This is a genomic window from Paenibacillus hunanensis (assembly GCF_034055775.1).
In the GTDB taxonomy this organism is placed as follows: domain Bacteria; phylum Bacillota; class Bacilli; order Paenibacillales; family Paenibacillaceae; genus Saccharibacillus; species Saccharibacillus hunanensis.
In genome coordinates this window covers 5,367,555-5,393,824 of sequence record NZ_CP139194.1, presented here as the reverse complement: position 1 = coordinate 5,393,824, position 26,270 = coordinate 5,367,555, and the positions used below count along the sequence as shown (strand labels likewise).

At 48.4% G+C, this 26,270-nt stretch carries 20 protein-coding genes; 16 read left to right on the top strand and 4 right to left on the bottom strand.

The genetic code is table 11. The features are described from left to right. Positions 1-601: 601 nt before the first annotated feature. The 12 genes from SK066_RS21935 (at position 602) to SK066_RS21880 (ending at position 17,301) form a co-directional block, all read left to right on the top strand. Entirely contained in the window at positions 602-1,711 is a 1,110-nt protein-coding gene (locus tag SK066_RS21935; protein WP_188775881.1) for an ABC transporter ATP-binding protein, read from the top strand. Next, a complete protein-coding gene (locus tag SK066_RS21930) occupies positions 1,701-2,513 on the top strand; it encodes an ABC transporter permease (RefSeq protein ID WP_320543010.1) in 813 nt (270 codons plus the stop codon). The genes SK066_RS21935 and SK066_RS21930 overlap by 11 nt, the downstream gene beginning before the upstream one ends. Continuing rightward, positions 2,503-3,327, top strand: coding sequence for an ABC transporter permease (locus SK066_RS21925; RefSeq protein ID WP_188775879.1), 825 nt, complete (start codon positions 2,503-2,505; stop codon positions 3,325-3,327). The genes SK066_RS21930 and SK066_RS21925 overlap by 11 nt, the downstream gene beginning before the upstream one ends. A gap of 1 nt (position 3,328) precedes the next feature. Continuing rightward, positions 3,329-4,396, top strand: coding sequence for an ABC transporter substrate-binding protein (locus SK066_RS21920; protein WP_320543009.1), 1,068 nt, complete (start codon positions 3,329-3,331; stop codon positions 4,394-4,396). Positions 4,397-4,857: 461 nt separating this feature from the next. Continuing rightward, positions 4,858-5,814 (top strand): aldo/keto reductase, encoded by a 957-nt coding sequence (locus tag SK066_RS21915; RefSeq protein WP_320543008.1) that lies wholly within the window; start codon positions 4,858-4,860, stop codon positions 5,812-5,814. Then, complete coding sequence (locus SK066_RS21910; RefSeq protein ID WP_320543007.1) at positions 5,814-6,830, top strand: zinc-binding alcohol dehydrogenase family protein; 1,017 nt, start codon at positions 5,814-5,816, stop codon at positions 6,828-6,830. Before SK066_RS21915 ends, SK066_RS21910 begins: the two co-directional genes overlap by 1 nt. Before the next feature lie 73 nt (positions 6,831-6,903). After that, positions 6,904-9,273, top strand: a complete 2,370-nt coding sequence (locus tag SK066_RS21905) for a glycoside hydrolase family 95 protein (protein ID WP_320543006.1) — start codon at positions 6,904-6,906, stop codon at positions 9,271-9,273. A 1,114-nt stretch (positions 9,274-10,387) separates the two neighbouring features. Beyond that, positions 10,388-11,707 (top strand): sugar ABC transporter substrate-binding protein, encoded by a 1,320-nt coding sequence (locus SK066_RS21900; protein ID WP_320543005.1) that lies wholly within the window; start codon positions 10,388-10,390, stop codon positions 11,705-11,707. Positions 11,708-11,953: 246 nt separating this feature from the next. Further along, complete coding sequence (locus tag SK066_RS21895; RefSeq protein ID WP_188775873.1) at positions 11,954-12,844, top strand: carbohydrate ABC transporter permease; 891 nt, start codon at positions 11,954-11,956, stop codon at positions 12,842-12,844. A 16-nt stretch (positions 12,845-12,860) separates the two neighbouring features. Further along, the gene (locus SK066_RS21890; RefSeq protein ID WP_188775872.1) at positions 12,861-13,685 is read left to right on the top strand and encodes a carbohydrate ABC transporter permease; all 825 of its coding nucleotides are present in this window, start codon (positions 12,861-12,863) and stop codon (positions 13,683-13,685) included. A 594-nt stretch (positions 13,686-14,279) separates the two neighbouring features. Continuing rightward, positions 14,280-16,136, top strand: coding sequence for a cache domain-containing sensor histidine kinase (locus SK066_RS21885; RefSeq protein ID WP_320543004.1), 1,857 nt, complete (start codon positions 14,280-14,282; stop codon positions 16,134-16,136). Beyond that, a complete protein-coding gene (locus SK066_RS21880; protein WP_188775870.1) occupies positions 16,114-17,301 on the top strand; it encodes a response regulator in 1,188 nt (395 codons plus the stop codon). The genes SK066_RS21885 and SK066_RS21880 overlap by 23 nt, the downstream gene beginning before the upstream one ends. A 336-nt stretch (positions 17,302-17,637) precedes the next feature. Here SK066_RS21880 and SK066_RS21875 read toward each other — a convergent pair whose 3' ends face one another. Both SK066_RS21875 and SK066_RS21870 read right to left on the bottom strand, forming a co-directional pair. Then, positions 17,638-18,393, bottom strand: coding sequence for an NAD(P)-dependent oxidoreductase (locus SK066_RS21875; protein WP_320543003.1), 756 nt, complete (start codon positions 18,391-18,393; stop codon positions 17,638-17,640). Positions 18,394-18,595: 202 nt separating this feature from the next. Then, a complete protein-coding gene (locus SK066_RS21870; RefSeq protein WP_250343896.1) occupies positions 18,596-18,886 on the bottom strand; it encodes a DUF6509 family protein in 291 nt (96 codons plus the stop codon). 343 nt (positions 18,887-19,229) lie between these two features. Between SK066_RS21870 and SK066_RS21865 the strand changes: the two genes are divergently transcribed. Further along, a complete protein-coding gene (locus SK066_RS21865) occupies positions 19,230-20,186 on the top strand; it encodes a copper amine oxidase N-terminal domain-containing protein (RefSeq protein WP_320543002.1) in 957 nt (318 codons plus the stop codon). A gap of 100 nt (positions 20,187-20,286) precedes the next feature. Here the strand turns inward: SK066_RS21865 and hisS are convergent, their stop codons facing one another. Continuing rightward, positions 20,287-21,609 carry a histidine--tRNA ligase gene (gene hisS / locus SK066_RS21860; protein WP_320543001.1) on the bottom strand — a complete coding sequence of 441 codons (1,323 nt, stop codon included), beginning with the start codon at positions 21,607-21,609 and terminating at the stop codon, positions 20,287-20,289. Between the two features lie 645 nt (positions 21,610-22,254). On the opposite strand from hisS, the gene SK066_RS21855 reads away from it, so the two are divergent. After that, on the top strand, positions 22,255-22,803 hold the full coding sequence (locus tag SK066_RS21855; protein ID WP_320543000.1) for a guanylate kinase: 549 nt from the start codon (positions 22,255-22,257) through the stop codon (positions 22,801-22,803). 257 nt (positions 22,804-23,060) lie between these two features. On the opposite strand, the gene SK066_RS21850 is transcribed toward SK066_RS21855, so the two are convergent. Beyond that, on the bottom strand, positions 23,061-23,936 hold the full coding sequence (locus tag SK066_RS21850) for an NAD(P)-dependent oxidoreductase (RefSeq protein WP_320542999.1): 876 nt from the start codon (positions 23,934-23,936) through the stop codon (positions 23,061-23,063). A 477-nt stretch (positions 23,937-24,413) separates the two neighbouring features. Here SK066_RS21850 and SK066_RS21845 point away from each other — a divergent pair, with 477 nt between their 5' ends. Next, a complete protein-coding gene (locus SK066_RS21845; RefSeq protein WP_320542998.1) occupies positions 24,414-25,049 on the top strand; it encodes an NAD(P)-dependent oxidoreductase in 636 nt (211 codons plus the stop codon). A 628-nt stretch (positions 25,050-25,677) separates the two neighbouring features. Then, positions 25,678-26,193: a DUF3139 domain-containing protein gene (locus tag SK066_RS21840; protein WP_320542997.1), complete on the top strand. Its 516-nt coding sequence runs from the start codon at positions 25,678-25,680 to the stop codon at positions 26,191-26,193. Positions 26,194-26,270 lie beyond the last annotated feature (77 nt).

Here is a 26,270-nt window from a genome sequence, read left to right as displayed (position 1 = left end):
TAAGGTAAGGTTTGGTTTTTGATTGGTGTTCTGTATCTGCATCTATATCTCTACCTCTACCTGTTTCTATAACTGTATATATAGCTGTATATATTGTACCTTATTCGATTGGTTTGTAGGCAGTGCAATGAAGATAGGTTGGGCAAATGGGTGGCAAGCCACAGGGTGAGCGGTTTGGTTGTTACGTTTACGTTATCATATGAAGAGTGGCGCGTCTTTGTATTGGGTGTATGGCAATTTGCACATGGATGCTTGTGGAAATGAACTATATTTTACGAAAAATGCTGAAAAACAGGGTGTTTTCTACAGATTTCAAACGTTATAATAGCAAATGTACCTTTTACAGTTATCTATGCTGGTTAATGTACGTGTAACGATAGGCTTGGAATCGTTCATGACAGGATGACTGGCTATGACATATGTAGATTGTGAATCGTAGAGGTAAGGATTGTGCTTCATCTTTAAGTGTGAAGGTATGGGCGATGAAGCAGGTTGTAGCGGGCTGCTAGTATTAGCAGTGAAGCAAGGAAACGGAAACGGTGCACCGGAGAGCGGCAGGCTGGCCGTCGTCAGAGAATCCGGATGCCAAAAGGAGGCTGTTATGAGCGACAACAACATTATCCGCTTTGACGGAGTAAGCAAGCGTTATGATGATGGCACGCAGGTGCTGGAGCATATTGATTTCGAGATTGAGCGTGGGAAGTTCTATACACTGCTCGGGCCGTCAGGCTGCGGAAAAACGACGATTTTGCGAATGATCGCTGGCTTTACGGAGCCAAGTGGTGGCGATATTCATTTTAATGGCAAGGTGATTAACAAGGTGCCTGCCAACAAGCGTCAGGTGAACACGGTATTTCAGGATTATGCGCTGTTCCCTCATCTAAATGTATTTGAAAATGTAGCATTCGGGCTACGTGTCAAAAAGATGAAAAAGGACGCGATCGAGACGAAGGTGCAGGAAGCGCTGAAATTCGTCAATCTGGAAGGCTACGGCAAGCGTGCGATCTCGGAAATGTCCGGCGGTCAGCGTCAGCGTGTCGCGATTGCGCGTGCGCTCGTGAACGAGCCGGAAGTGCTGCTGCTGGATGAGCCGCTGTCTGCGCTCGATCTGAAGCTGCGTACGGAAATGCAATACGAGCTGCGCGAAATTCAGCAGCGTCTGGGCATTACGTTCGTCTTCGTTACGCATGATCAGGAGGAAGCGCTGGCGATGTCGGATTATATTTTCGTCATGAACAAGGGCAAAATCGAGCAAAGTGGTACGCCGAATGATATCTATGATGAGCCGATCAACCGCTTTGTAGCGGACTTTATCGGGGAGTCGAATATCGTGCCTGCACGTATGATCGAGGATTATCTGGTCGAGTTCAACGGCAAGCAGTTCCAGTGCGTTGATGCCGGGCTGCGTCCGAATGAAAATGTAGAGATCGTTATTCGTCCAGAGGATCTGGAGCTGACGACAGAAGAAAAAGGCAAGCTACAGGTGCGTGTCGATACGCAGCTGTTCCGTGGTGTGCATTATGAGATTAGCTGTTATGACGATTCCGGTCAGGAATGGTTGGTGCATTCGACTCGCAAGGCGGAGCCGGGAAGTCGTATCGGACTGGACTTTGATCCAGAAGCAATCCACGTTATGAGATTCGGTGAGAGCGAGGAAGATTTCGACCGCCGTCTGGAGGGCTACGGGGAGGGCGGCGACCATGCAAGCTAATACGCGCGCGATTTATATGCTGCCCTACTACGTATGGATCGTTCTGTTCGTCGTAGCGCCTGTGGTGCTGGTCGGGTATTATTCCTTTTTTGATGTAGATGGACAGTTTACACTGCAAAATTACCGTACATTCTTCACTCCGGTCTATTTGCAGATGACGCTCAGCTCGTTCTGGTATGCGTTTCTGGTGACGCTGTTCTCGCTGTTGATCGCGTATCCGGCGGCATACTGGCTGACACGGACGAAGCATCGGCAGCTGTGGATTTTGCTGATTATTTTGCCGACATGGATTAATCTACTGCTGAAAACGTATGCGTTTATCGGGATTTTTGGTACGTATGGGCCGATCAATGCCTTTTTGGAAACGATTGGTGTAGGACAGCAACAATTGCTGTTTAATTCGTTCAGCTTTGTATTTGTATCGGTGTATATTTTTGTGCCATTTATGATTTTGCCGATCTACAATGCGCTGGAGGAAATGAATCCATCGCTCGTGTCGGCAGCACGTGATCTGGGTGCTTCGGGCTGGACGACGTTCCAGCGTGTTATTTTTCCGTTGACGATCTCGGGGGTCAAATCTGGCTGTATGGCGGTATTCATTCCGTCGCTGTCGCTATTTATGATTACGCGTCTGATCGCAGGCAATAAGGTGATCACGCTCGGTACGGCGATCGAGCAGCACTTTCTTGTTACGCAGGATTGGGGTATGGGCTCCACGGTAGCGGTGGTGCTGATCATTGCGATGGCACTGTTGATGCTGCTTAGCGGCGGCTTCGGACAGGAGGTGCGTCATGGCAAATAAGGGTCGCTGGGGCAATGTGTATCTGGTGCTCGTCTTTGCGGTGCTGTATGCGCCGATTCTGTATTTGATGTACTACTCGTTCAACAGTGCGGACAATATGCATCAGTTTGAAGGCTTTACATGGAAATGGTATGGTGAGGTATTTCAGGATACACGCCTGATGATTATTTTGATTAATACGCTGGTGATCGCGCTGCTGTCGTCTACAATCGCGACGATGATCGGTATTATCGGTGCGCTGGCGATTGATCGGATTCGTCGCCGTCGTCTCAAGGATGCGGTGTTGTCGCTGAACAATGTGTTGATCGTTAGCCCGGACGTTATCATCGGTGCGTCGTTCTTGATCTTGTTCACGATTGTTGGCATCAAGCTGGGCTTTGCCTCGGTGCTGATCTCGCATATTGCGTTCAGTATTCCGATTACCGTGCTGATGATTTTACCGCGCTTGCAGGAAATGAGTCCGACGCTGATCGATGCGGCGCGCGATCTAGGTGCCAGTCGTCGTGATGTGCTGAGCAAGGTTATTTTACCGTTTATTAAGCCCGGTATTTTTGCTGGATTCTTTATGGCGTTCACGTATTCGCTGGATGACTTTGCGGTGACGTTCTTCGTGACTGGGAATGGTTATTCTACGCTATCGGTCGAAATTTACTCCCGTGCAAGGCAGGGTGTATCGCTATCGATCAATGCGCTGTCCACGCTCATTTTCCTGTTCACGACTGCGCTCGTGGTTGGCTATTATATGATCACACGCCGTTCGCAGGGACGCAGTCGCAAGCATGAGCCGGCTGCTGAAATGGGGGTGCCAAGATAAGATGAAAGCGATCAGTCGTACCTTTATCGTGATTATTGCGGTAGCACTGCTGCTCATGCTCGTGGCGAACCGTCTGAATGTGAGTCAGGGCTATGCAGGTAGTAATACGCTGACGATCTATAACTGGGGCGATTATATCGATCCCGAGCTGCTGACCAAGTTTCAGGAGGAAACGGGCATTACGGTCATTTACCAGACATTTGATTCGAATGAAGCGATGCTGACCAAGATCGAGCAGGGTGGAACGACCTTTGATGTGGCAATTCCATCCGATTATGCGATCTCCAAGATGCGTGAGGAGAACCTGCTTATTCCACTGGATCACAGCAAGCTGCCAAATTTGAAAAATATCGATCCATCGTTTCTTAATCTATCCTTTGATCCAGAAAACAAATACTCAGCTCCGTATTTCTGGGGAACGCTCGGCATTGTATATAATCCGAAGCTGACGAATCTGAAATTCCATAGCTGGGATGATCTATGGAATCCATCACTGCACAACAATGTGTTGCTAACCGATGGTGCGCGTGAGGTGCTGGGCATGTCGCTGAGCAGTCTTGGTTACTCGCTCAATGATACGAACGACCAGCATCTACAGGCGGCGCTTGCGAAGCTGAAAAAGCTAACGCCCAACGTGAAAGCAATCGTCGGTGACGAGATCAAAATGCTGCTGGCTAACAATGAAGCGGCGGCTGGACTGGTGTTCTCTGGCGATGCCTCGGAAATTATGGATCAGAACCCGGATCTGGATTATGTCGTACCGGATCAGGGCTCGAATCTATGGTTTGATAATATGGTTATTCCGAAGACAGCAGCCAATATAGATGGTGCGCATAAGTTCATTAACTTTATGATGAACCCGGAGGTAGCAGCGCAAAATGCCGAGTATGTCGGCTATGCAACACCGAATGATGCGGCACTCAAGCTGCTACCGGAGGACATTTCCAGTGACGAGCGCTTTTATCCGTCCAAGCAAGTGCTGAAGCGCCTTGAGGTGTTCGATAATTTGGGTAAAAAGATGCTCGTGCATTACAATGAGCTATTCCTGCAATTTAAAATGAATAAATAATCACTACAGTTCGCTATTTTACCATCCATTATTATTGGAGCGAATGGAGCTTCTACGAAGACGGAGCGCAGTAGCTAAAAAAGCTTGATAATTTGCGGTTACAAGCATTTTTATTATGAATGAAATAAGTGACTAAGATAAAAAGGGACATTGGCGACAAGCTGATGTTCCTTTTTCTTATATGAACTGCAATATTGTCCACCTTAAATAGTTAAAATACCACATTTCAAAATACGCGACTGGATGATAACATATGGGCAATGTGTAGTGTGATGAGAAGACAAAAGGAACAGAGCCTATCGGATCGATAAAGGGGCGTACAGCGAAGTAGAGGATCGAACACCTATACAGCGTGGCATTGTAGCAGAAACAGGATATGAAAGCGCTTGCTAATCATAGCAGGAATGCCGCGATAACCTGCGACAGATACTCATGGTTACTCACAAAAGGGAGGCTGCAACATGAAATATCGAAAGCTAGGCAAGACTGGACTGGACGTACCGGTATTAAGCTTTGGAGCATCTTCACTGGGTGGTGTATTCCGCAGTACGGATGATGGAGAAAGTATGCGTACCGTGCATACTGCGATTGACGCCGGGATGAATTATATCGATGTGTCGCCTTATTATGGACTGACGCGTGCGGAGACCGTGCTCGGTCAAGCGCTACGTTCGGCACCTCGTGATCGCTACCTGCTATCCAGCAAAGCCGGGCGCTATGGAGAACGAGAATTCGATTTTTCGAGTGAGCGTATTTTACGTAGTGTGGATGAAAGTCTGGAGCGACTCGGTACAGATTATCTGGATATGCTATTTCTGCATGATGTGGAGTTCGGCGATCCGCAGCAGATTGTAGAGGAATCGGTGCCGACATTAGAGCTGCTCAAGCAACAGGGTAAGATTCGCTTCGGCGGAATTAGTGGTCTGCCGTTATCGATGTTCGAGCTGTTATTGCCGCAAATAGAAGTGGATGCCATCCTATCCTACTGTCATTATGCACTAAACGATACTTCACTTCTGTCCCTGCTTCCTTTGCTGGAAAGTCAGCATATCGGTCTGGTTAGTGCTTCTCCACTATCGATGGGACTGCTTAGCACGCGCCCAGTAGCAGACTGGCACCCAGCAGGTGATGAGCTGAAGCGAGTATGTCATGAAGCGGCGCTATATTGCCAGCAGCAGGGAGTAGAGATTGCCCAGCTAGCGATGCAATTTGCTGTCCAGCACGAGTCGATTCCAACGACACTGGTCAGCACAGCGAATCCGGACAATGTGCTTCGCAATGTACGCTGGATAGAGGAGCCGATTCAGACCGAGGTGCTGGAAGAGGTGCTACGTATATTGAAGCCTGTACATAATCAGACCTGGGCAAGCGGGCTAGAGATGTACAACCGTCCTGTCACCAATGGAGGCGAAGCGTGATGAATGGAGTTATCTGTGAAGAAGTTCGGCAGCTCGTATGGACGACGAATCTACCCGAGCCAGAGCTACAGCCGGGCTATGCGATCGTTGCGATTCGTCGGATTGGCATTTGTGGTACCGATCTGCATGCGTTTCAGGGACAGCAGCCTTTTTTCACCTATCCACGGATTCTTGGGCATGAGCTATCCGGTGTGATCGAGGCGATAAGTGATCATAATAGCGACTTGAAGGTCGGTGATCCAGTGAGCATCATTCCCTACCTGCACTGTGGACAGTGTGCTGCCTGTCGTTCGGGTAAAACCAACTGTTGCCGCAGCATGAAGGTGATGGGCGTGCATGAGGATGGTGGGATGCGTGAGCGTATCGCTGTGCCGATTACGCACCTGATTCCTGCTCATGATCTAACACTGGATCAAGCGGCACTATTAGAGCCGCTGGCAATCGGTGCACATGCCGTTCGTCGTTCTGCATTAACCGCAGGGCAATCGGTGTTAGTGATCGGTGCTGGCCCGATCGGTCTCGGTGTGATGGCACTCGCCAGACATCAGGGGGCGCATGTGATTGCGCTGGATATGAATGAGGAGCGATTGGAGTTTTGCCAATCATGGGCAGGTGTGAACGATACGATTCATGCGAAGGACGATGTGCAGGCGCGTTTATTGGAGCTGCTGGATGGTGAATTACCTCTACTCGTGTTCGATGCAACCGGTAGCGTCGCATCAATGACGAACGCATTTCAGCTGGTTGGGCATGGCGGTACGCTTGTATTTGTCGGTCTATTTAAAGGAGATATTACGTTTAATGATCCGCATTTTCATAGTCGCGAGATGACGCTGATGGCGAGTCGCAACGCGACACTGGAGGATTTTGAAACGGTACGTGAAGCGCTCGGTGCAGGTTTTGCCGATCTGGAGCGGTATGTAACGCATCGATGTACACTGGAGGAATTGCCAGAGCGATTAGAAGGATGGACGAAGCCAGAGGCTGGTGTGATCAAAGCGCTGGTAAGTGTGTAAGCTGGAGGTCTATAAGTCTGTTAGTAAGCCGATCATATGCTGCATTCAGGCAGCAGAGCAGGGGGAATCGCAGATGAAAATTCAGTTTCAAAAGCCAGCGGTGTACTGGGTACAGGCATTGCCTGTGGGGAACGGTCGCCTGGGCGGTATGGTATTTGGCGGGATTGAAAAGGAGCGCATTGCGCTGAATGAGGATACACTCTGGTCAGGTTATGCACGCCACTGGAATAATCCCGAGGCACAACAAGCCTTACCGCAGCTGAGAGAGCTAATCGCGCAGGAGCGTTATGTGGAAGCCGATGAAGTAACGAAGCAGATGATGGGGCCGTATACGCAGTCGTATTTGCCATTTGGGGATCTGTTACTGCGGATGGAGCATGGTCAGCTGGGCAAGGATTATCATCGTCAGCTGGAGCTGTCGACCGGAATCGCCTCCGTATCGTATACGATCGGAGATGTACATTTTGCACGTGAGGTATTTGTTTCCCATCCCGATGGCGTAATGGTATTACGCCTAACGGCAAGTGAACCGGGGCAAATTAGCTTCCGTGCCAAGCTGGATAGCCAGCTTCGCCATACGATGAGCGTGGACGGAACCGATCTGCTCCTTCACGGCAAAGCACCTGTACATGTGGAGCCAAGCTATCGTGATGCGGCACAGCCTGTGCAATATGATGATACGGCACCTGTGCTGAATTACGGCGGGCGGCTTGCCGTCCATGCGGAGGGCGGTCAGGTGGCGACCGATACGACCGGAATTACGGTGCGTGATGCGGATGCGGTTACGATCTATTTTAGTGCGGCGACGAGCTTTGACGCGCAGCAGGGGAAGCAGGATGAGACGCGCGATCCGCTGGCGATCACAGCGGCGAAAGTGCAGCAGGCGCAGCAATACCGTTATGACGAGCTGAAGCAGCGTCATGTGGCAGATCATGAGGCGCTCTATCATCGAGTCGATCTGAAGCTAGGTGATTCACCTGCGGATGAACAGATGCCTACAGATGAGCGCATTGCCGCCTATGGAGCAGATGATCCAGGGCTGGTGGAGCTGCTATTCCACTATGGACGTTATTTACTACTTGGTAGCTCGCGTGCAGGCACACAGCCTGCCAATCTACAGGGCATATGGAATGAGGATACGCGCGCGCCATGGAGCAGTAATTATACATTGAATATTAATGCTGAAATGAACTACTGGCCTGCCGAGGTATGCAATATGAGCGAGCTGCATCAGCCGCTACTGCAATTTATCGGACGACTCGCTGCAAATGGACGCGAGACCGCGCGTGTTAACTATGGCGCACGTGGCTGGGTAGCGCATCATAATGCCGATCTGTGGGCACAATCCGCTCCGGTTGGTGGCTATGGCGATGGTGATCCTGTCTGGGCATTCTGGCCACTGGGTGGAGTATGGCTCACTCAGCATTTGTGGGAGCATTATGCGTTTAGTGGCGATCAGACGTATCTGCGCGAGACCGCGTATCCGCTCATGCGCGATGCTGTGCTATTTTGCCTCGATTGGCTCGTTGAGGATGGAGAGGGACGACTCGTTACCGCACCATCCACCTCGCCCGAGCATAAGTTCCTTACGCCGCAGGGCTACGCTGCAACCAGTGCTGCTGCCACGATGGATATCGCGCTGATCGGTGAGCTGTTCCAGCAGTATACCGAGGCGGCTCGGGTACTGGAGCTGGATGCGGAACTGGTGACTACAGTGCAAGCCGCAGCTGAGCATCTACTACCACTGCAAATCGGCGCACAGGGACAGCTACAGGAGTGGTCAAAGGACTTTCAGGAGGAAGACCCGCAACACCGCCATGTCTCCCATCTGGTTGGCGTCTATCCCGGTCGCTTGCTGACCGAAGAGAGCACCCCCGAGCTGTTCGCTGCTGCTCGTCGCTCACTGGAGCTACGCGGCGATGGTGGAACAGGCTGGAGCCTGGGCTGGAAAATCGGACTATGGGCAAGATTCCGTAACGGAGATCGCGCCCGCGCCCTCATCTCCAATCTGCTCACACTTGTACGTCCAGATGGCCCACACCAGCACGAACGCGGCGGCGTCTACCCCAACCTGTTCGACGCCCACCCGCCATTCCAGATCGACGGCAACTTCGCCGCCACCGCCGGTATCGCCGAAATGCTCATGCAATCCCATCTAGGCTGGATCGAGCTATTACCCGCCTTACCATCACGCTGGCCAACCGGCTCCTTCCGAGGATTACGCGCCCGCGGTGGTATTGAGCTAGACTTAATCTGGAAAGACCATAATCCAGTACAATTACGACTGCATGCTACCCAATCCAAAGTATGCCGCATCCGTTCCCTAGTAGCTGCTACACTCACTCACCGTGAGCAAAGCGAACAGCTAATACCAGATGCAGACAACCTATTAACGTTTAACGTAGAGACAGGCAGCACGTACCAGCTAGATTTTCAGGCTTAATGTGATCTTAAAAGTATTGAAATGTCAAAAAGATAGGAAAACGATAGAGCGCCACAGGAAACAATCTATACTGCTGCTCCACCACACAGAACGTAATTTCTTTTTCTAAAGCTCAATTGAGCTAACTACGAGCCGCGATTTCATTTTAAAGATGTTTTTCGTGGCTCTATGATCTAAGCGTCTAACTGTTGCGTTGAAATGAAAAGATCATTCAGCGTCATGGCGAAAATGGTAAAGAGTTGAGATGAACAAAAAGGTTATGAATGAAAATTATGGATAAAGAAGGCTTGTGAGCAGTATTTATCTGTTCTATTGAGATTATTCATGAAGTAATAGGCAGTAATACAGGATAATATGGCTCCAAGTTCAGAACGGATAGGGAAAAACAGCAGTGTGAATGCAGGCAGTAGGAATTAAAACTCAATATTAGAAATCATAATTCATTTATGCTAAGTTCACTCCCAGCTCAATAGTGAACCGAGCTATCCTATATAGAAGCATGATCCACTACGCAGAGCTCTTTCTAATATGCTGCAACAAGCACAAAACGAAGGGAAGGAAATAAGGGAAAAGGACGATTTTGGAGGGGCGGGAATCTTCATTCACTGCTAATCCAAAAGATTCCCGCGGCTCCACCTGAGTCCGTTCCCTTATTCCTTCCCGAAGTGCTTGATGCCCCAACACTACAACTAACTCGCGCGCTCCATCACCAGCCTTTTCAAAATAGTAACTACCACACTCAAATAACCACTTACGAACAACTAACAGAACCCGAAAAATAATCACAGAACGATTCGCAAATAATCCTCCCCGATCATCAGCCCAAAGAGAAAACTCCGAATTACTAAAACCAACTAACCCACCTCCTAACCACCTAACCCCCTCTCAAAACACACACTTTTTCAATGTCCATCCGCACCTCCACAGCACTGCCACGACCACACCCCAGCAGCAAAATTAAGCTCCCTTTACCAATACCTTGAAATTACGAACCCCAATTCTTGATTTTCTGCATTGCCCTCCGTAAGCGTTTACAAGATAATGTGAATATTCAGTCTGGGCGCGGCGACATGCCAGCACCCATTCACTCAACTTCCAAAGGGGCGAACGGAAAATGAAAAAAACAGGTAAAGTGCTCGCATTGCTACTCGCGGGCGCACTGACAGTAGGACTTACCGCATGCGGGAAAAGTGATTCCAGCAGCAGCGGAGCAAGCGGCGGTAGCAGTAGCGGTGAAAAGGTAACGATCACGTTCCAGAACATCTCACCTGACCCAACCACACCAGCATACAAAATCATTCGTCAGCTGGTAGCCGAGTATCAAAAAGAGCATCCAAACGTAGAGATCGCACTCGACACCCTGAACACCGACCAGCAAAAGCTGAAGCTGAAAACGCAGGCAGCTTCGCGCGAAATTCCAGACATTACAATGGTGAACCCGGCAGCACAAATGAAGCCATATGTGGACGCAGGTCTGCTCGCACCACTGGATGATGTGCTGGATAAAGATGGCCTTCGCGATACATATCAAAAAGGTCTGCTCGATTATTACAGCAAAGACAACAAAGTATATGCACTGCCGGATGGCAATAATATTGAGGTAGGCTTCTATAACAAAGCACTGTTTGCCAAAGCAGGTATCGATGCACCACCAACGACATTTGACGAGCTGCTCGCAGATGTAGGCAAGCTGAAAGCCGCAGGCATCACGCCAATCGCAATCGGTGAAAAAGACTCCTGGACAGGCTCCTTCCTGTTCATGAACATTCTGCTTCGTACAAATGGCGGCCCTGGCTTCCTGCAAGATGTAGCGGATGGCAAAAAGACATTTAACGATCCAGCGTTTATTGAAGCGGTTGAAGCATTCCAGAAGCTCGTTCAAGCGGGCGCATTCCCTGACGGTGCAACAGCGATCGATGCTACAGCAGGCGGTAACATGTTCCGTACGGGACAGGCAGCGATGTTCTTCATCGGTACATGGGAAACAGGCTCCAATGATGCATCCACTGTAGGTAAAGACATCGGCGTATTCAAATTCCCAACCGTTAACGGTAAAGGTAATCTGGATGAGTACATGCTGGCACCAGGTAGCGCGTATGCGGTATCTGCAAACAGTGAGCACCTGGCAGAAACAAAAGATTTCCTGCACTTCTTCACATCCAACTATCCAAAAGCATCATTTGATATGAAAAACGCGGTTGGTCTTGGACAAAAGGTAGACGGCGACTTCAAAACAGCAGGCTACTCCCCACTGGCAATCGAGATTCTCGATATGTTCAAAAATATCAAAGGTGGCGACCTGTCATTTGATAACACGATGAATCCAGCCGTATCCCAGGTTCACCTGAGCAGCATTCAAAACCTGTTCGTACAGCAGGTTGATCCTAAGCAAGTAGCAGAAGAGCATCAGGCAGCATTTGAAGCGAACAAGTAAGCAATTGCTCCTGACCATATAGCCTACGGGAAAGTTTTCACAAAGAAGCTTCATCATGATCATGTACGTGCAAGCGCATTGAAGCGATCAAGCGGCTGAACTTGGTACACGCTTGACGTCATGCTACACACATTCCCTGCCCGGTATCCGACATGCTGGATATCGGGGCAAGGAATGCGCTCATCTAACTATGGATCACGTTTGACTACACAGAGAAACGCTAAATAAAGGAAGGAGGAGAAGCCAATGAATGTACTCAAGGTTCCGGCGCGCACGATTGCGGTCTTTGTCTTGCCTTGTGTTTTGCTCTATATCGGTACGGTGTTTATCCCGATTCTGGTGTCCTTTTACACCTCGACACTGGATTGGAACGGGATCGGCGATGCCAAGTTTATCGGATTGGCAAACTTCCATACCCTGTTGTTTGAAGATAACAATTTCTGGCCTTCGGTTCGCCGTACATTGATGTATGCGGTCTTCTCCATCGTGGAGATTCCATTCTGTTTATTATTCGCTATTTTGCTTAACCGTTATGTACGTAAAGGTAGCCGACTCGTAACGATCTACTTTATCCCGGTTATCCTGTCTAACGTTATTCTCGGTCAATTATGGAAAACGATTTACAACCCGACTTCCATGGGCGGTATGCTGAACGGCGTGCTCGTACAGCTCGGTCTGGAAAGCTGGACACATAGCTGGCTGACTGAACCAGCGTATGCGATGTACGCACTCTACTTCGTATCGCTGTGGCAATATTTTGGTTACCATCTGCTTATTCAATTTACCGGGGTACAAAATATTCCGGACGAAATCTACGAAGCAGCACGTATCGACGGTGCGGAGGGCTTCAAGGCAGATCGTTATATCACCTTCCCGATGATCGTGCCGATCTTCAAAATCTCGGTCGTGCTCGCGTTTATCGGTTCCCTGCAAGCGTTCGAGCTCGTTATGGTCATGACAGGCGGTGGCCCGGCGCACGCAACCGATACGATTGCGACGCATATGTACAATATGTCGTTCCTATCCCAGAAATACGGCTACGGTAGTGCGGTAGCGACATTCCTGGTTGTATTCTGTCTCATTATTACCGTTATCATCAACTTTATTTTCAACCGGGTTGAGCGCAAAGTAACCTGAAGGAGGAGCATATACGATGTCCAAAATCAAAAAATGGTTTGTCTATCTGCTCTTCGCCATTCTGGTTGTGACGCAGATCTACCCGCTGTTCTGGCTGCTCATGTATTCTCTCAAAACAAACGAAGAAATTTTGAGCGGCAGCTTTTTCTCCCTACCGATCGTACCGCAGTGGCATAACTATGCTGAGGCATACACATCTGGTAGCTATCTCAAATATCTCGGTAACAGTGTGCTTGTAACGACCGTCACACTGCTCGCAGTTATCATCCTCAGCTCCATGACCGCCTACGCGATTGCCCGTTTCCGCTGGAAATACGGCCCGTACGTCATGCTGCTGTTCCTGCTCGGTATGATGATCCCGATGCAAGCGACACTGCTGCCGCTAATGATCATTTTCAAAAATCTCGACCTGCTCGATACACGCTGGTCAATCATCATCCCGTATACCGCATTCGCATTACCGATCGCCGTCTTCATCCTGAGTAACTTTATGCGCTCCATTCCAACGGATATCGAGGAATCCGCATTCATGGACGGCGCCAGCGTATACCGAATTTTCCGAAGCATCATCCTACCGATCTCACTCCCACCAGTGATGACGGTCTGCATTCTGACCTTCATCAACATCTGGAACGAGTACATCGTAGCCGCAACATTCATCTCATCCGAAAATCTAAAAACACTCCCATTCGGCGTCTACACCTTCGTCAGCCAATATTCTGTCAACTACGGCAACATCGGCGCATTCCTCGTCATGGGAGCACTACCTGTACTCATCATCTACTTCATCCTATCCGAACGCATCACCAAGGGTATGGTAGCAGGTGCAGTAAAAGGCTAAACAACCCCTCATACTCGTACAGACAAACTGCCTAACCGCAGCTCTGCTCTGTACGAGTATACGTATATCTAAAGTAAAGAGCACCTAGAACCAACATCAACGTCTCACTATATAAGAGTTCCAAGTCTGTACCAACCAGACATCAATCACAAATATCGTCAACCAAAGTATTTTATCCAAAGTACCTTATCCCAAGTACCTAAAGCTTTCAAAGCTCTTCTAAGCTCTAAAAAATGCCGCCCCACCCGCGCGAGGGCTTATGCTGCAAGGAGCACTTCACTGCGGGAAGAAAATAAGGGGAAAGGACTCCTTTGGAGGGGCGGGAATCTACATTCAATCCTAATCCAGTAGATTCCCGCGGCTCCACCCGAGTCCGTCCCCTTATTCCTTCCCGAAGTGGCCCCTCTCCAAGCACAAAGCCCCTCACGCACCCATAAAATTTGTAAAATTATCCCTCATTTCCCGCTCCATCTGGTATGATCGTGAAGTGAGAGGCTGGCGACAGCGTAGCAAGCAGGGCAAAAATAGCCGCTTGCTGCTGTCGCTGTTTGGCTTTTTGGAGGACAGGAGTATTCCTGCAAAGGAGGATTTGAATTGCCGCGCAGATTCCGTTCGATTCACCATCGGCTGTTTGTGCTGTTTCTCGTCTGTATGACTGCAATTTTGCTCATTGTGACAGTGCTTTTTTACAATCGTACGACGACTCAATTTCACGACAAGCTGGGCGAGATCGCCCGTAAAAATGTTTCCCAGACCGCTGGCCTGCTTGATCTTCTGCTGGCGAGCTATGATAGTCTGTCCAAATCAATCAGTACGAACGCAGATATTTTAAGGCTCGTTGCCGAGAAGCGGCAGCTTCCGCCGCAGGTGGAGTATGCGAACCAGCATGCGATTACGAATATGATGGGCACGATCTATTTTTCCCGTGATGATCTGGTCGGTATTCATATCATTGGCGAGAACGGTAAAATCTATGACTACGGCAACTATACGACCGTAGCCGACCCGAATTATGCTTCGTCCGATTGGTACAAGCAGATTAGCGCCTCTACTGGCAAAATGATCTGGCTGGGCGTGTTCTCCCATTCCCTGATCGACAAAATGGAGGATTCGCCCGTATTCGCTTTTGGACGACCGATCTTTGACCTGAACGAGCAGCACCAGATTGGTATCGTGCTGTTTGAAGCGAAAGCGGATACAGTGGTCGATGCGGTAGGTAACCTGAAGCTCGGCCCGAACAGCCAGGTGAGCATCGTAAATGGTGCCGGTCATCCGGTTGCCATTTCGCTGGAGGCGAATCCACGTCCAGCACGCTTACCGGAGCATCTCAAGCTACCGGATGTGCCCGGTGAGGTCGCTGTACAGCAGGATGGCAGTACACTCGTCGCTGCGTCCAAGCTGGACAAGATTGATTGGACGATTGTGAGCACTACGCCATCTCAGGATTTGAATGTGGAGCTGACGCAGACGAAGCGCTATCTGCTGATCGTTGTCACCATTCTGATTATCGTCTCGGCACTGATCGCTCTCATCGTATCTCGCACGATATCGTCGCCACTGGCACGGCTCGTACGGCAGATGAAGCAGGTTGAAAATGGGAACTTCCGCGGCATGGTCAACGTGACTTCCTATGAGGAGATTAACGGACTGGTCGCCTCCTTTAACCATATGGTGAGGCGAGTGGAGGAGTTGATCGAGCGTGTGAAGCTATCTTCTGTTAGCGAAAAGAACGCGGAGCTACATGCACTGCAATCGCAGGTGAATCCGCATTTTCTATATAACACACTGGATATGATCTACTGGATGCTGGATGAAAAGGGCAATGATCGTCTGGGTGAGGTTGTGCTCTCCCTATCGCAGATGTTCCGCTATAGCAGTCACTGGGAAGGCAAGGCAGAGGTGATGTTGCGAGAAGAAGTGGAGCAGATTCGTCATTATTTGACCATTATTCAGATGCGACTGGAAGATCGGCTGACGGTTGAGATTCGGATCGATGAACGCTGGATGGATCTGATCGTACCGAAAATGCTGCTACAGCCGGTGATCGAGAATGCGGTCAAGCATGGCTTAGAAGCGAATCGTGGTCAGGGGCTACTCGTCGTTGAGGCAGTGCCGGATGAGCAGTATCTGAATATTCGTGTGAGCGATAACGGAGCCGGGATGACGGCTGAGACGCTGTATAACCTGCACCGCTCCTTACTCGTACCGGAAAATGAACCGCAGGATGAAGCAGCAGTGGCGGCACGTGGTCGTCAGGGCATCGGCATGCAAAATGTACATCAGCGGCTCAAATATATGTTTGGTGATGAATATGGTATTGGAATTGAAAGTAAGCCTGGAGAGGGTACAAGAGTGACACTGCGCTTGCCGTTACCGGAAGGAACGACAACACAATATGACATTCCGCAAAAAGAGGGGGATAACAAAGATGCATATTTTGATTACCGATGACGAGAATTTTATTCGTGAGGGCATCAAGCGTACGATAGGAAATGCGTTTCCAGACTACGATGTGCATCTGGCGGCTTCGGCTGAGGAAGCGGTCGAGCTCATGAGTCAGCATCGGATGGACATCGTGCTGACCGATATTTTAATGCCCGGTATTAACGGGCTGGAGCTAATGAAGATTTCACGGCGCAAGCAGCCGCAGGCGAAATGGGTCGTGATCTCGGCACATTCGGAGTTCAGCTATGCCCAGCAGGCGGTGCATCTCGGTGCGCGTGATTACCTGCTCAAGCCGATTGGTAAGCCCAAGCTGGTGGAGCTGATCGAAACGTTGAGCGAAGAGATTCGCCAGCAGCAGGCACATGTGCAGGAGGAGGAGACACTACGCGAGGGTCTGCAATATTTGCGGTCAGCCGCATTTCAACGTCTGGCAGCCGGGCTCAGTGTAGGCAAGCTGAGTTTGGAGCCGCTGCTGGAGCAGTATCCAGAATATTACCTGCTATCTGTAAATCTGGGCGATGAGCAGCGTAGCGGGCCGCTGGAGCATTTTATCGTGGAAAATGTATTAACCGAGCTGATTCGCGCCTATGGTCATGGCTTTGTCGTGAGTCTGGATCGCAGTAGTCTGCTGTCGCTAGTAGCGCTCAAATCCGACGGTACGATGGAGGAGCTACAGGAGCGTGTGAATGAGCAGCTCGCAAGATGCTTGAAGTCGCAGCCATTTACAAGTCTGCACTCCGGACCACATCATGGCTTCGAGCATATCGCTGAACATGCGAATCGATTGCGACGTGGGCAGCGTCCGATCATGCTGACTGAGCAGACAGAAGGCAGTAGCGGCGATACCGCGATTCGGATGGCGCTGCAATATATTGATGCTCATTTTCAAGAAGAGCTTTCACTCGAAAAGGTGGCATCGGTTGTGTTTTTGAATCCGGTCTATTTCAGCCAGCTGTTCAAGCAGAAAACCGGGCAGGGGTACAAAGAGTATGTGATCTCACTGCGGATGGATCAGGCATGTGAGCTGCTGATGAATCCGGGGCTGCGACTGGTCGATATTGCCGAGCAGATTGGCTATGCGAGTGTACGTCATTTTACACAGGTATTCCGTAAAAAGTATATGCTGACGCCTACTGAATATCGTCAGCAAAAGCATGTGTTGGAGCATTGAATGTACTGCGGTAGAAGGAGAAGCTATCATAACTGAGAATGCGAAATCTATAGTGAACGCCTGCTGGTAATTTAAGAGGTGCATTTTCACTAGAATTACTACATTTATATGATGCAACATATCGTACTTCTTTTGAGTAAGGGAGCCCGTCCCCTTATTCTTTTCCGCAGTGATGGATGCCGCCCGATTTACATTCGTTTAGAACATGTAGATACACAAAAAACTCATCCAATGGCGAATTGCAACGGATGAGTTTTTTTGTTGTACACTGCCCGAAAAGGCTCTATATTTTTTACGAATACGCAGAGTTAGAGCGCAAGCAGCTGCGACTATAGATCAATACGCCAGCCCAATCCGACAGCCTACATAGCGCTCATCCTGCAATTGACTGTACACCACATAAGCCGTATCACCAGTGGAAATGCTCGTTCCACCCTCTGGCAGCGTATCATGTTCCATCCGGTAGCCACCCGTATAATCCCCATCTGGCAAATACGTCGGACACACAATCGTCCAGTGCAGTGAGGATGCAGTCAGCCATTCATATACTTTACGATGCTCCTCAGCAGCACGGGTACTGCGCTGACGCGACTCGGACGTTTCGTAGCGGTACTTATCGGAAGCCGTGCGACTTTGCAAAATACCTGCCGTACCAATCGTAATCAGCCGATTCACATCTTGCTGCTGCATCAGCGAAATTAACGCCTTCATCGTAACGGTGAGTGCATCCGATTTATCCGTACCAATCGCGCTAATCACAGCCTCGGCATTCTGCAATGCGGCAAATAGCTGTTTGCTGTCGCGCGTATCACCATGTAAGATGTGCAGACGTGCTTTTGGGCTATGTGTCCAACCAGCCACAGCAGGAATAATCGTCTCCACCTGATCGGCAAATGAAGCTGGAAGCTGCTCCAGCTCATCACGAAGCGGCTTGCCCTGCTGATCCAGCGAAGGAATCGCAGTCGTGTACAGCTGCTCCTGCAAGCGCTCCGGCGAACGTACCAGCACCGTTACATCATGTCCAGCATGCAGTAAATACTGCAAAACCAATCGTCCAGTTCGTCCAGTCGCACCGAGTAAAGTAATCTTCATGTTCCATTCCTCCCAGCCTCGTACCTATGCACGTTATAGTTATATTGGAATTATAGGCTATATGCGAATATTCTATTTGCAATGTTCCCAAGCAGTCTGTTGCTTCGTTCCTATTGAACAGCGAACAGCCAGGTAATAAGCAAACAGCAGGCAATATCATCATCGCCTGCCGTCACTCTACGCGCAATAATGCGCCTTATGATTACTCCGCTTCCTGCCAGTGTTGCTCACAAAAAGCAGCAAGCTCGATTTCTTCCTCATCTTCCAGATCGAACTCCAGCAGGCGATCGGTTCCCTTTTCCACCAGATCATAGGTAACCAGCTTGCCTTGCTCGTTTTCCACGCGATATACAGCGCGAATATAGACACCATTCGGTGTATACAGATCGTCCTCTGCATCTACATCCAGATCCAATCTGAATTCGTAACGTTTGCCCGTTAAAATACCAAATGGATCGCGAATCCATTCCACCTCGTAGCCTGTAATCTCCATCAATGTATCCTCCCAGCGCCAGTCGTTGCTGCGCGTATTCGTATCTATAGTATCGGTAACACTACATCATCCGTAAAACGAAGACTGTATCCAAGCCAAGTCCATGTTATATTGCAATTGATGATCCAGTACATAGCATGAGCGATCGGGATCGTTCATGCCTGCTCTATTATAGCATGGTTGTAAATAGCGAATGAAGCTGAACACATACATGAAGATAGCAGGATTTTAAAACAGCAAAGGAAAGCTTTTAGCATATAAATTATTCGTTGTTTGCAGAAATGAATTATCGGAATCAGTAGTATAATTATTGTATATTACATAGCCAAAGGAGTTACATAGAATGAAGAAGTTTGTACTGGCAAGCTTGGTATTTATTTTAGCTTTATCTATCAGTAATGGTTTTTATCTAAATCGTGTCGTAGCAGCTCCGCTTTATCGATTGTATGTGAATCTGGTTCAGATCGATGCTAGTTCTGCTTCTTTTGCTCAAAATGGAACGATACTTGTCCCGATGAAAAGCGTATTTACTGCACTTGGTTACACGATAAGCATCCAATCTAATACATGGAGTATGAGCAATGATGAAGGTCATTCTATGGTGCTCAATATGAACAGTAAGCATGCAAAAGTGAATGGTAAGCCACAAACTTTATCAATAGCTCCGCAAATCATAAACGGAACTGCATATATTTCGCTTACATCACTCAGTAAGATGACAGGAGAGGCTTATGGCGTCGATAACCTCCGTTCTGCTGCCTGGATTGGTGAAAAGCCGATTTTGAATCCATGGGAGAATTTATGGGGCGCGCCATCAGACTATATGAAATCCGTTAATCACCATGGCACATTTATTAAAAAAATATCTGAAAATAACATGACTGCATTGCAATATAGAGAAGAAAACGAGGGCGTAACCAGCGATGTATATTTAATTTTTTATAACGATAAATTAGTTCAAATAACGATGAATATGCATTTGTCGGATTTTGCAGCCAATGCGGAAGGAACGGCGGCTGTGCTGCACATCTATACAAAGGTTAAAAATGGTTTGAATAAAGTATACGGGGCAGCGTCCAATGACCAATCGTTTACAACTCCGTCGACGCCAAAACAATGGATGCAACTGGCTAATGATATGCAATATAAGCCTTTTCGCTTTCAAACGGAATGGACGGAAGGACGAACAACAGCACTGTCTCAATTTTCTAGTGATGGATCGAATCATATAGCAAGAATTACGGTCAGGGATATGTCAGCAGATCAAGACGTACTTGATACAGCTGATCATATGTTTTAAGTAGCATTTTAAATTGAGTCGTATGTATAAAAGAGTGGAGCGGATGAATGATAATCCGCTCTACTCTTTTTCCTTTGCACATAAACGAATCGAAAATCATTTACAAACAAATTTGCGTGAGACGATATAAGGCTTCCTCTACTGGTACAGCGATCTCTACTCCTTCTGCCAGGTCACGTAGCTTCACCTTTTCTGCGCGCACTTCATCTTCGCCGATCAATATGACAAACCGAATACCGCGTGTATACAGGCTATTCAGCAGTTTACCGAGCTTACGACCACTCGTATCCGTAATGGTAGTAATACCAGCATTACGTAGTAATCCGCTAGTACGTATAGCTTCGACCAGTGTATTGCCAATGGGTATAACGGCTACATCAATATCGATAGGAGTGCGTAACACGGCTTGTGCTTGCGTCTGCTGACGGTATAATTCCATCACTGATTCCAAACCGAATGACAACCCAACCGCAGGCAGTTCCAATTCCGAGCGATCGGATAGTTTACCAATCATACCGTCGTATCGTCCGCCGCTGCCAAGACTGGATGTGTATTGCCCGGTAGCATCGAAAATTTCGTATACGGTACCGGTATAAAAGGACAACCCACGCGATAGAAACAGGTCGAATACACAGACGTTATCTATTTCTAAAGAGTTAAGCAATTGCTGCAACGTTTGAGCTTCCCTATACCCTGGCTGATCGTCTAATGTGTAAGTAGCCGCAAGGGCATTTAGCGTCAATTGTTGTGGATCACGGTTGATCAGCTCCATTAATTGTTTCGTTGCTGAGGCATTCAACCCTTTACTGCTTAATTCGGCAGCAACATCGGCTCGGGAAATTTTCGCTAATTTGTCCAGCGTTAGCATAACAGAGGAAAGCAGAGATTCGGGTACTTCAAGCGCCATCAGCACTTCTGCTAGCAGACTGCGATTATTCCAGCGGATGATCACGGGAATATCCAGTTTGTCGAAGGATTGTATAGCCAATTGAAACAACTCCAGCTCGGCTTCTGGCCCGGCAACACCGACCACATCAGCATCACATTGCCAGAATTCGCGTAGCCGTCCGCGCTTGGTAGGGCCATCGCGAAATACTTTACCCATTTCAAAACGACGGTACGGCAAACGCAAACCTGGATTTAAGGTTAGCAATCGTGCCAGTGGCATCGTCAGGTCATAACGCAAGCCCAGCTCTCGTCCGCGCTGATCGCTTAAACGATAGATTTCTTTAGTGATTTCTTCGCCACCGCCGTATTTGGAAGTAAGCCATTCCAGTTCGCTCAGTGCAGACGTTTCCGCTTCTTCATAACCAAAACAGTAAAATTGTTGCTCCAGTAGATTGCGAATCTGTCGGCGTAACCGTTGTTCGCCGCTAATGTAATCCGACGTGCCTTTGACATTTTGCATTTGTACAGTTTGCATAGAAAATCGCTCCTTTGGGATAAGTAGGATGTGTCGGCTCAGCTGTACCACACAAAAAAACGCGCAAGACCTCTTGGTCCTGCGCGCTTCATATCCCGCAGGGAGGCAAACGCGAAAAGCGCTAGCCGCCCTGTTGATTAATCAAACAGAGTGGCTAACGCCTATGAAAATGATACAGCTTTCCGGTTACAAAACGAGTGGAGCTGGCACATGTTAGATCAAGTGTAGTAATCATATCGATGCTATTCATTGCTTCTCCTCCTCGAAATGGTATCAGGCACATCACAGCATGCCTGTGAAATTATTAGTGATTATATGCTCCTATTTTCCAAATTGCAACCCCTCGGTTTGGAATTTGTTTACGAAAATATTGGAGTTTGGTCAAAAGGTAAAGGGGAGATCAGGCTGTTGAAGGGGTGAATAATGCGCTGCTATGCTAGATGGATCGGATATCTATCGCTTTAGTAGAGGCTGCTTTTAGCATATAATACGAGCATATCGTTTGTTGTTATTCATGTTATATATGAGCTAGTTAGCTAGGAATGAATTAGCCGTTCAACCGTATCAGTGCATTATAGCTAGACCATTTCAAATTGAATTACCTGTATAGGAAAGCTTCAACCAGAACAGCACCGGAGGGATATTATGTCGTTTTCAATCATTGTTTTTCAAGGCCCGAGCGCCTCGGGTAAAAGTACACTGCAAGCGCGACTTGGATTGCCACGCATCGTGACCTGGACATCACGTGCACCGCGTGCAGGCGAGCAGGATGGACGAGAATACCATTTTGCCACACGCGAGCAGATGGAATTGATGCACCGTCAAGGACGGATGCTGGAGATTAATGAATATCGCGGTAATCTGTATGGAACGAGCATTAGCTCGCTGGAGGAAGCCGGGCAGGATGGACAGGTGCGCTCCAGCGTGATGGAGGCAAAGGGAGCACGGCTGGTTAAGGAGCTACTGGGTGAGCGAGCGCTACTGATCGGTGTGAGTGCCAGCCGCGAGCAGCTGGAACGTAGACTATTTGAACGCAAAGTGAGTATAGAGGAACAGCAGTTCCGTATGGCTTCATTTGACGAGGAGATTGCTGCGCTATCCCAATGTGATATGGTCATTCGTAACGACGAGAGCCAGTTTCGTGTAGCGGAGTCGATTATCGATTATATTCGTCTTGGATTGGAACAGAAATAGAGTATAATTTATCCTTTTCTATCTCTTATTAATGCTTCATAGGGGCAGCTATAAATAGGTGGTAATATATCGCATATGCGTGTTATTGGGTGAGGAGTCTAACAAGAAGCAGAAGTAACGCATACAAACGAACATGTCATACGCACACAAAAAACCGTCCATATGCTGAGCAGATGCAGGTGTCATTCACCTGTAGTTCTCCATACTGGACGGTTTTTCCTATGCTTGCTTGTAATTATTGTAATGCCGTAGTGTATCTATTTGCGATTCCGCTCCTGCAACTCCAGCCAGATGGCTGCCATATCCATTTCGCCCTTCCCATGCTCTACCGCATCGGCAAAGGTGCGACTTGCTGCCGCAGACAGTGGAAGGTCGATATCGTCTTTACGTGCTTCGTCCATAAGCAGTCCCAGATCCTTTGCCAGCAGACTAACCATAAATGCCGAAGGGAATTGCTCCTGTAGCAGCATTTTTTGCTTGGCATTTAGCATCGGTGTGGCGACCGCAGATTGGCCGATCATTTCCAGCAATTGCTCACGTTGTAGTCCCGCATGCTCACCGATCACGAGCGCTTCGGCGATCCCCTGCATTGTCACGCCGAGCATCAGATTAATCGATAGCTTGGCTGAGCTCCCAGCGCCAACCTCACCGAAATGGATCGTATGCTTGCCCAGAACGTCAAAATACGGCTGACTTTGCTCTACCGCTTCCGCTGAACTGCCTGCTAGAATGACCAGCTGACCTTGCTCAGCAGGCGCTACCGTGCCGGATACGGGTGCATCCACATAGACCGCACCGACTTCGTTTGCCATCGCTGCAAAGGCTCGCGCCTCATCCGGGCTGATCGTACTCATATTAATAATGCTGGCGCCCTCGCGAATATGCTTCAAAATGCCTTGCTCACCTTCCAGCACTGCCTTCACGGCATCGCCTTTTGTAAGCATAATAAAGACGGTATCTGCATCACTTACTGCTTCGCCAGGTGTCGATGCAAGAGCTGCACCGTCTTGCTGGAGAGGGGCGGCTTTGTCCGCTGTGCGATTATATACCTGCACCGAATAACCAGCTTTGAGCAGATTGCGTGCCATCGGCAATCCCATATGTCCGGTACCGATCCATGCGAGCTTTTTCATAAGGGTCACTCCTTGCTTGAATGTGGGATAAATAGAAAAATAAGGTTTCATGATGAAGCAGACAGTACAATGATACCTGTAGAGCTAACAACGTGTCCTGTATGTATTTCACCCTTATAGCGAATAGGGAAACGCAGGCTTATTGTACATGTAGAAGCTGTGTACGTATTGTAGCATACAGGTGTAGTCGCATCGAATATCGTGCCATCAAGTGATGTTTAAAGCTATCTATCGTCAAAGCCCTCTAGCATCGGAAGTATGTATCTAAACACAGACTCCCCACGATGCAGACTCCACAAGCCGATAGGCAACAACTGCCTGTACATACACCAACGACCTCTAATTGCCTGCCCATCATTATTTTGGAGAAAAAGTTGACAGTGAATTTAATTGTAACTAAAATAGTTACATGTAAGCGAATTAGAACAAAAGCTTCACCCTATACACATCAACCTACAATCCAAGGAGGATATACACATGAAAATCGGAGTTATCGGAGCAACAGGTAAAGCAGGCTCGTTGATCGCAGAGGAAGCATTGAACCGTGGTCACGAGGTAACAGCAATCGTGCGTGATGCAAGCAAAGTACAAAACAGCAAGCTGAACGTAATGGAAAAGGAAGTAACTGAACTCACAACAGAGGATGTTGGCAGCTTTGACGTGCTTGTTAATGCATTTGGCACACCTCATGCGGAGCAACACGTAACAGTGGGTCGTCATCTGATCGATATTTTAAAAGGAGCTGGTAACACGCGTCTGATCGTCGTGGGTGGCGCAGGTAGCTTGTATGTAGACGATGCACTCACTACACGTCTAGTCGACACACCAGACTTCCCGGATGCGTACAAGCCAACGGCGTCCAATCAGGGACAAAACCTGCAAGACCTGAAGCAATCCTCAGGTATCCGCTGGACATTTGTAAGTCCAGGTGCATTCTTTGATCCGAACGGCCCGCGCACAGGCACCTACACACTGGCAGGCGAGAAGCTGACCGTCAATAGCGAAGGCAATAGCTATTCCAGCTACGCAGACTACGCCATCGCCATCGTAGACGAGGCGGAAAAAGCCGCTCATGTAGGCGAGCGCATCAGCGTTGTAACGGAAGCGAAGTAAGCTACGAGTTGTTAGAACTAAGCTACAAATCGTTATCGGTAAGTCGGTCTTCGTAAGATCGATACACAAGATCGGTCAGTGAGTGTGACTCCGGAGCGTTCAAGTAAATTCCGTTGATCTGATCGACCATAAACGGATAAAACGTATACGAACGCTCCCTCTGCAATCCATAAAATAAATACACCAAAAAAGCGACTATCCCGATGATAGTGGCTTTTTTGGTGTTTCATGCTTGAACGGATGTCGTTAACCCTTTAGAACGAAGAACGAAGAACGAAGAACGAAGAACGAAGAACGAAGAACGAAGAACGAAGAACGAAGAACGAAGAACGAAGAACGAAGAACGAAGAACGAAGAACGAAGAACGAAGAACGAAGAACGAAGAACGAAGAACGAAGCATGGAGCAAAAAGGAGTACCCCATACAACGTACCAAAATTAAAACGCCTGCATGGGATAGGATGATATCGATCATTTACCAATCTACAGATGATACAGGCTACAAATACAATCTGGAATTTTATGTAACTTCGTACTATGATAGTCTTTTAGAACATACATCCGACATCTCACATCCTGCCCTACATACATTATTAATTCATGCCATACCCACAATGGAGGTCATCATCATGTCATCCAAACTATCTTCAAAACCGACTGTATCGCCGTCTCATTCCCATACTTCCTCTACATCAGAACAGACCCAATTATTCAATTCAACTACATCTTCACCTGCTATCGACCACGCAACCTCGGACTCAAACTCTCACCATCCACGTAGCTCGCGTCCTCGCTTGATCATTCGTCGCCTACTCACCACCCTACTAGCCATCCTTATAGTCGTCGGCGCTGCTTCTCCATTTATCGCCGTGCAGTATCAAAAGCAAGTGTTTGCCGAGCGTGTACATACATATTTAATCGAGCAAAAGCATTACAAGCCAGAGCAGATTGCTTCCATCCGGGGAATATGGGGCATTATGCTACCTAGCTTTTATGTCGAGGTCGTATTCAAGGATGAACCGAATCGGGTGTACACCTACTTTGCCCATGCTGAAATTATGCAGCAAAGCCATCGTCTCATTCATGCCACCGATCCAGACCAGAGTAACGATGGCGGAGCTAAGCATGCCGAGGAGCCAATATGATGCTGGTAAACAACTAAATAAATGACATAAATCCATAGCATTCCCATTCAAAAGCGGATATAATAGTTAAAACAATT

Excerpts from the sequence above, each read along its gene's own strand:
- SK066_RS21935 (WP_188775881.1), top strand. The coding sequence starts at position 602 with ATGAGCGACAACAACATTATCCGCTTTGACGGAGTAAGCAAGCGTTAT.
- SK066_RS21930 (WP_320543010.1), top strand. The coding sequence starts at position 1,701 with ATGCAAGCTAATACGCGCGCGATTTATATGCTGCCCTACTACGTATGG.
- SK066_RS21925 (WP_188775879.1), top strand. The coding sequence starts at position 2,503 with ATGGCAAATAAGGGTCGCTGGGGCAATGTGTATCTGGTGCTCGTCTTT.
- SK066_RS21920 (WP_320543009.1), top strand. The coding sequence starts at position 3,329 with ATGAAAGCGATCAGTCGTACCTTTATCGTGATTATTGCGGTAGCACTG.
- SK066_RS21915 (WP_320543008.1), top strand. The coding sequence starts at position 4,858 with ATGAAATATCGAAAGCTAGGCAAGACTGGACTGGACGTACCGGTATTA.
- SK066_RS21910 (WP_320543007.1), top strand. The coding sequence starts at position 5,814 with ATGAATGGAGTTATCTGTGAAGAAGTTCGGCAGCTCGTATGGACGACG.
- SK066_RS21905 (WP_320543006.1), top strand. The coding sequence starts at position 6,904 with ATGAAAATTCAGTTTCAAAAGCCAGCGGTGTACTGGGTACAGGCATTG.
- SK066_RS21900 (WP_320543005.1), top strand. The coding sequence starts at position 10,388 with ATGAAAAAAACAGGTAAAGTGCTCGCATTGCTACTCGCGGGCGCACTG.
- SK066_RS21895 (WP_188775873.1), top strand. The coding sequence starts at position 11,954 with ATGAATGTACTCAAGGTTCCGGCGCGCACGATTGCGGTCTTTGTCTTG.
- SK066_RS21890 (WP_188775872.1), top strand. The coding sequence starts at position 12,861 with ATGTCCAAAATCAAAAAATGGTTTGTCTATCTGCTCTTCGCCATTCTG.
- SK066_RS21880 (WP_188775870.1), top strand. The coding sequence starts at position 16,114 with ATGCATATTTTGATTACCGATGACGAGAATTTTATTCGTGAGGGCATC.
- SK066_RS21875 (WP_320543003.1), bottom strand. The coding sequence starts at position 18,393 with ATGAAGATTACTTTACTCGGTGCGACTGGACGAACTGGACGATTGGTT.
- SK066_RS21870 (WP_250343896.1), bottom strand. The coding sequence starts at position 18,886 with ATGGAGATTACAGGCTACGAGGTGGAATGGATTCGCGATCCATTTGGT.
- SK066_RS21865 (WP_320543002.1), top strand. The coding sequence starts at position 19,230 with ATGAAGAAGTTTGTACTGGCAAGCTTGGTATTTATTTTAGCTTTATCT.
- hisS (WP_320543001.1), bottom strand. The coding sequence starts at position 21,609 with ATGCAAACTGTACAAATGCAAAATGTCAAAGGCACGTCGGATTACATT.
- SK066_RS21855 (WP_320543000.1), top strand. The coding sequence starts at position 22,255 with ATGTCGTTTTCAATCATTGTTTTTCAAGGCCCGAGCGCCTCGGGTAAA.
- SK066_RS21850 (WP_320542999.1), bottom strand. The coding sequence starts at position 23,936 with ATGAAAAAGCTCGCATGGATCGGTACCGGACATATGGGATTGCCGATG.
- SK066_RS21845 (WP_320542998.1), top strand. The coding sequence starts at position 24,414 with ATGAAAATCGGAGTTATCGGAGCAACAGGTAAAGCAGGCTCGTTGATC.
- SK066_RS21840 (WP_320542997.1), top strand. The coding sequence starts at position 25,678 with ATGTCATCCAAACTATCTTCAAAACCGACTGTATCGCCGTCTCATTCC.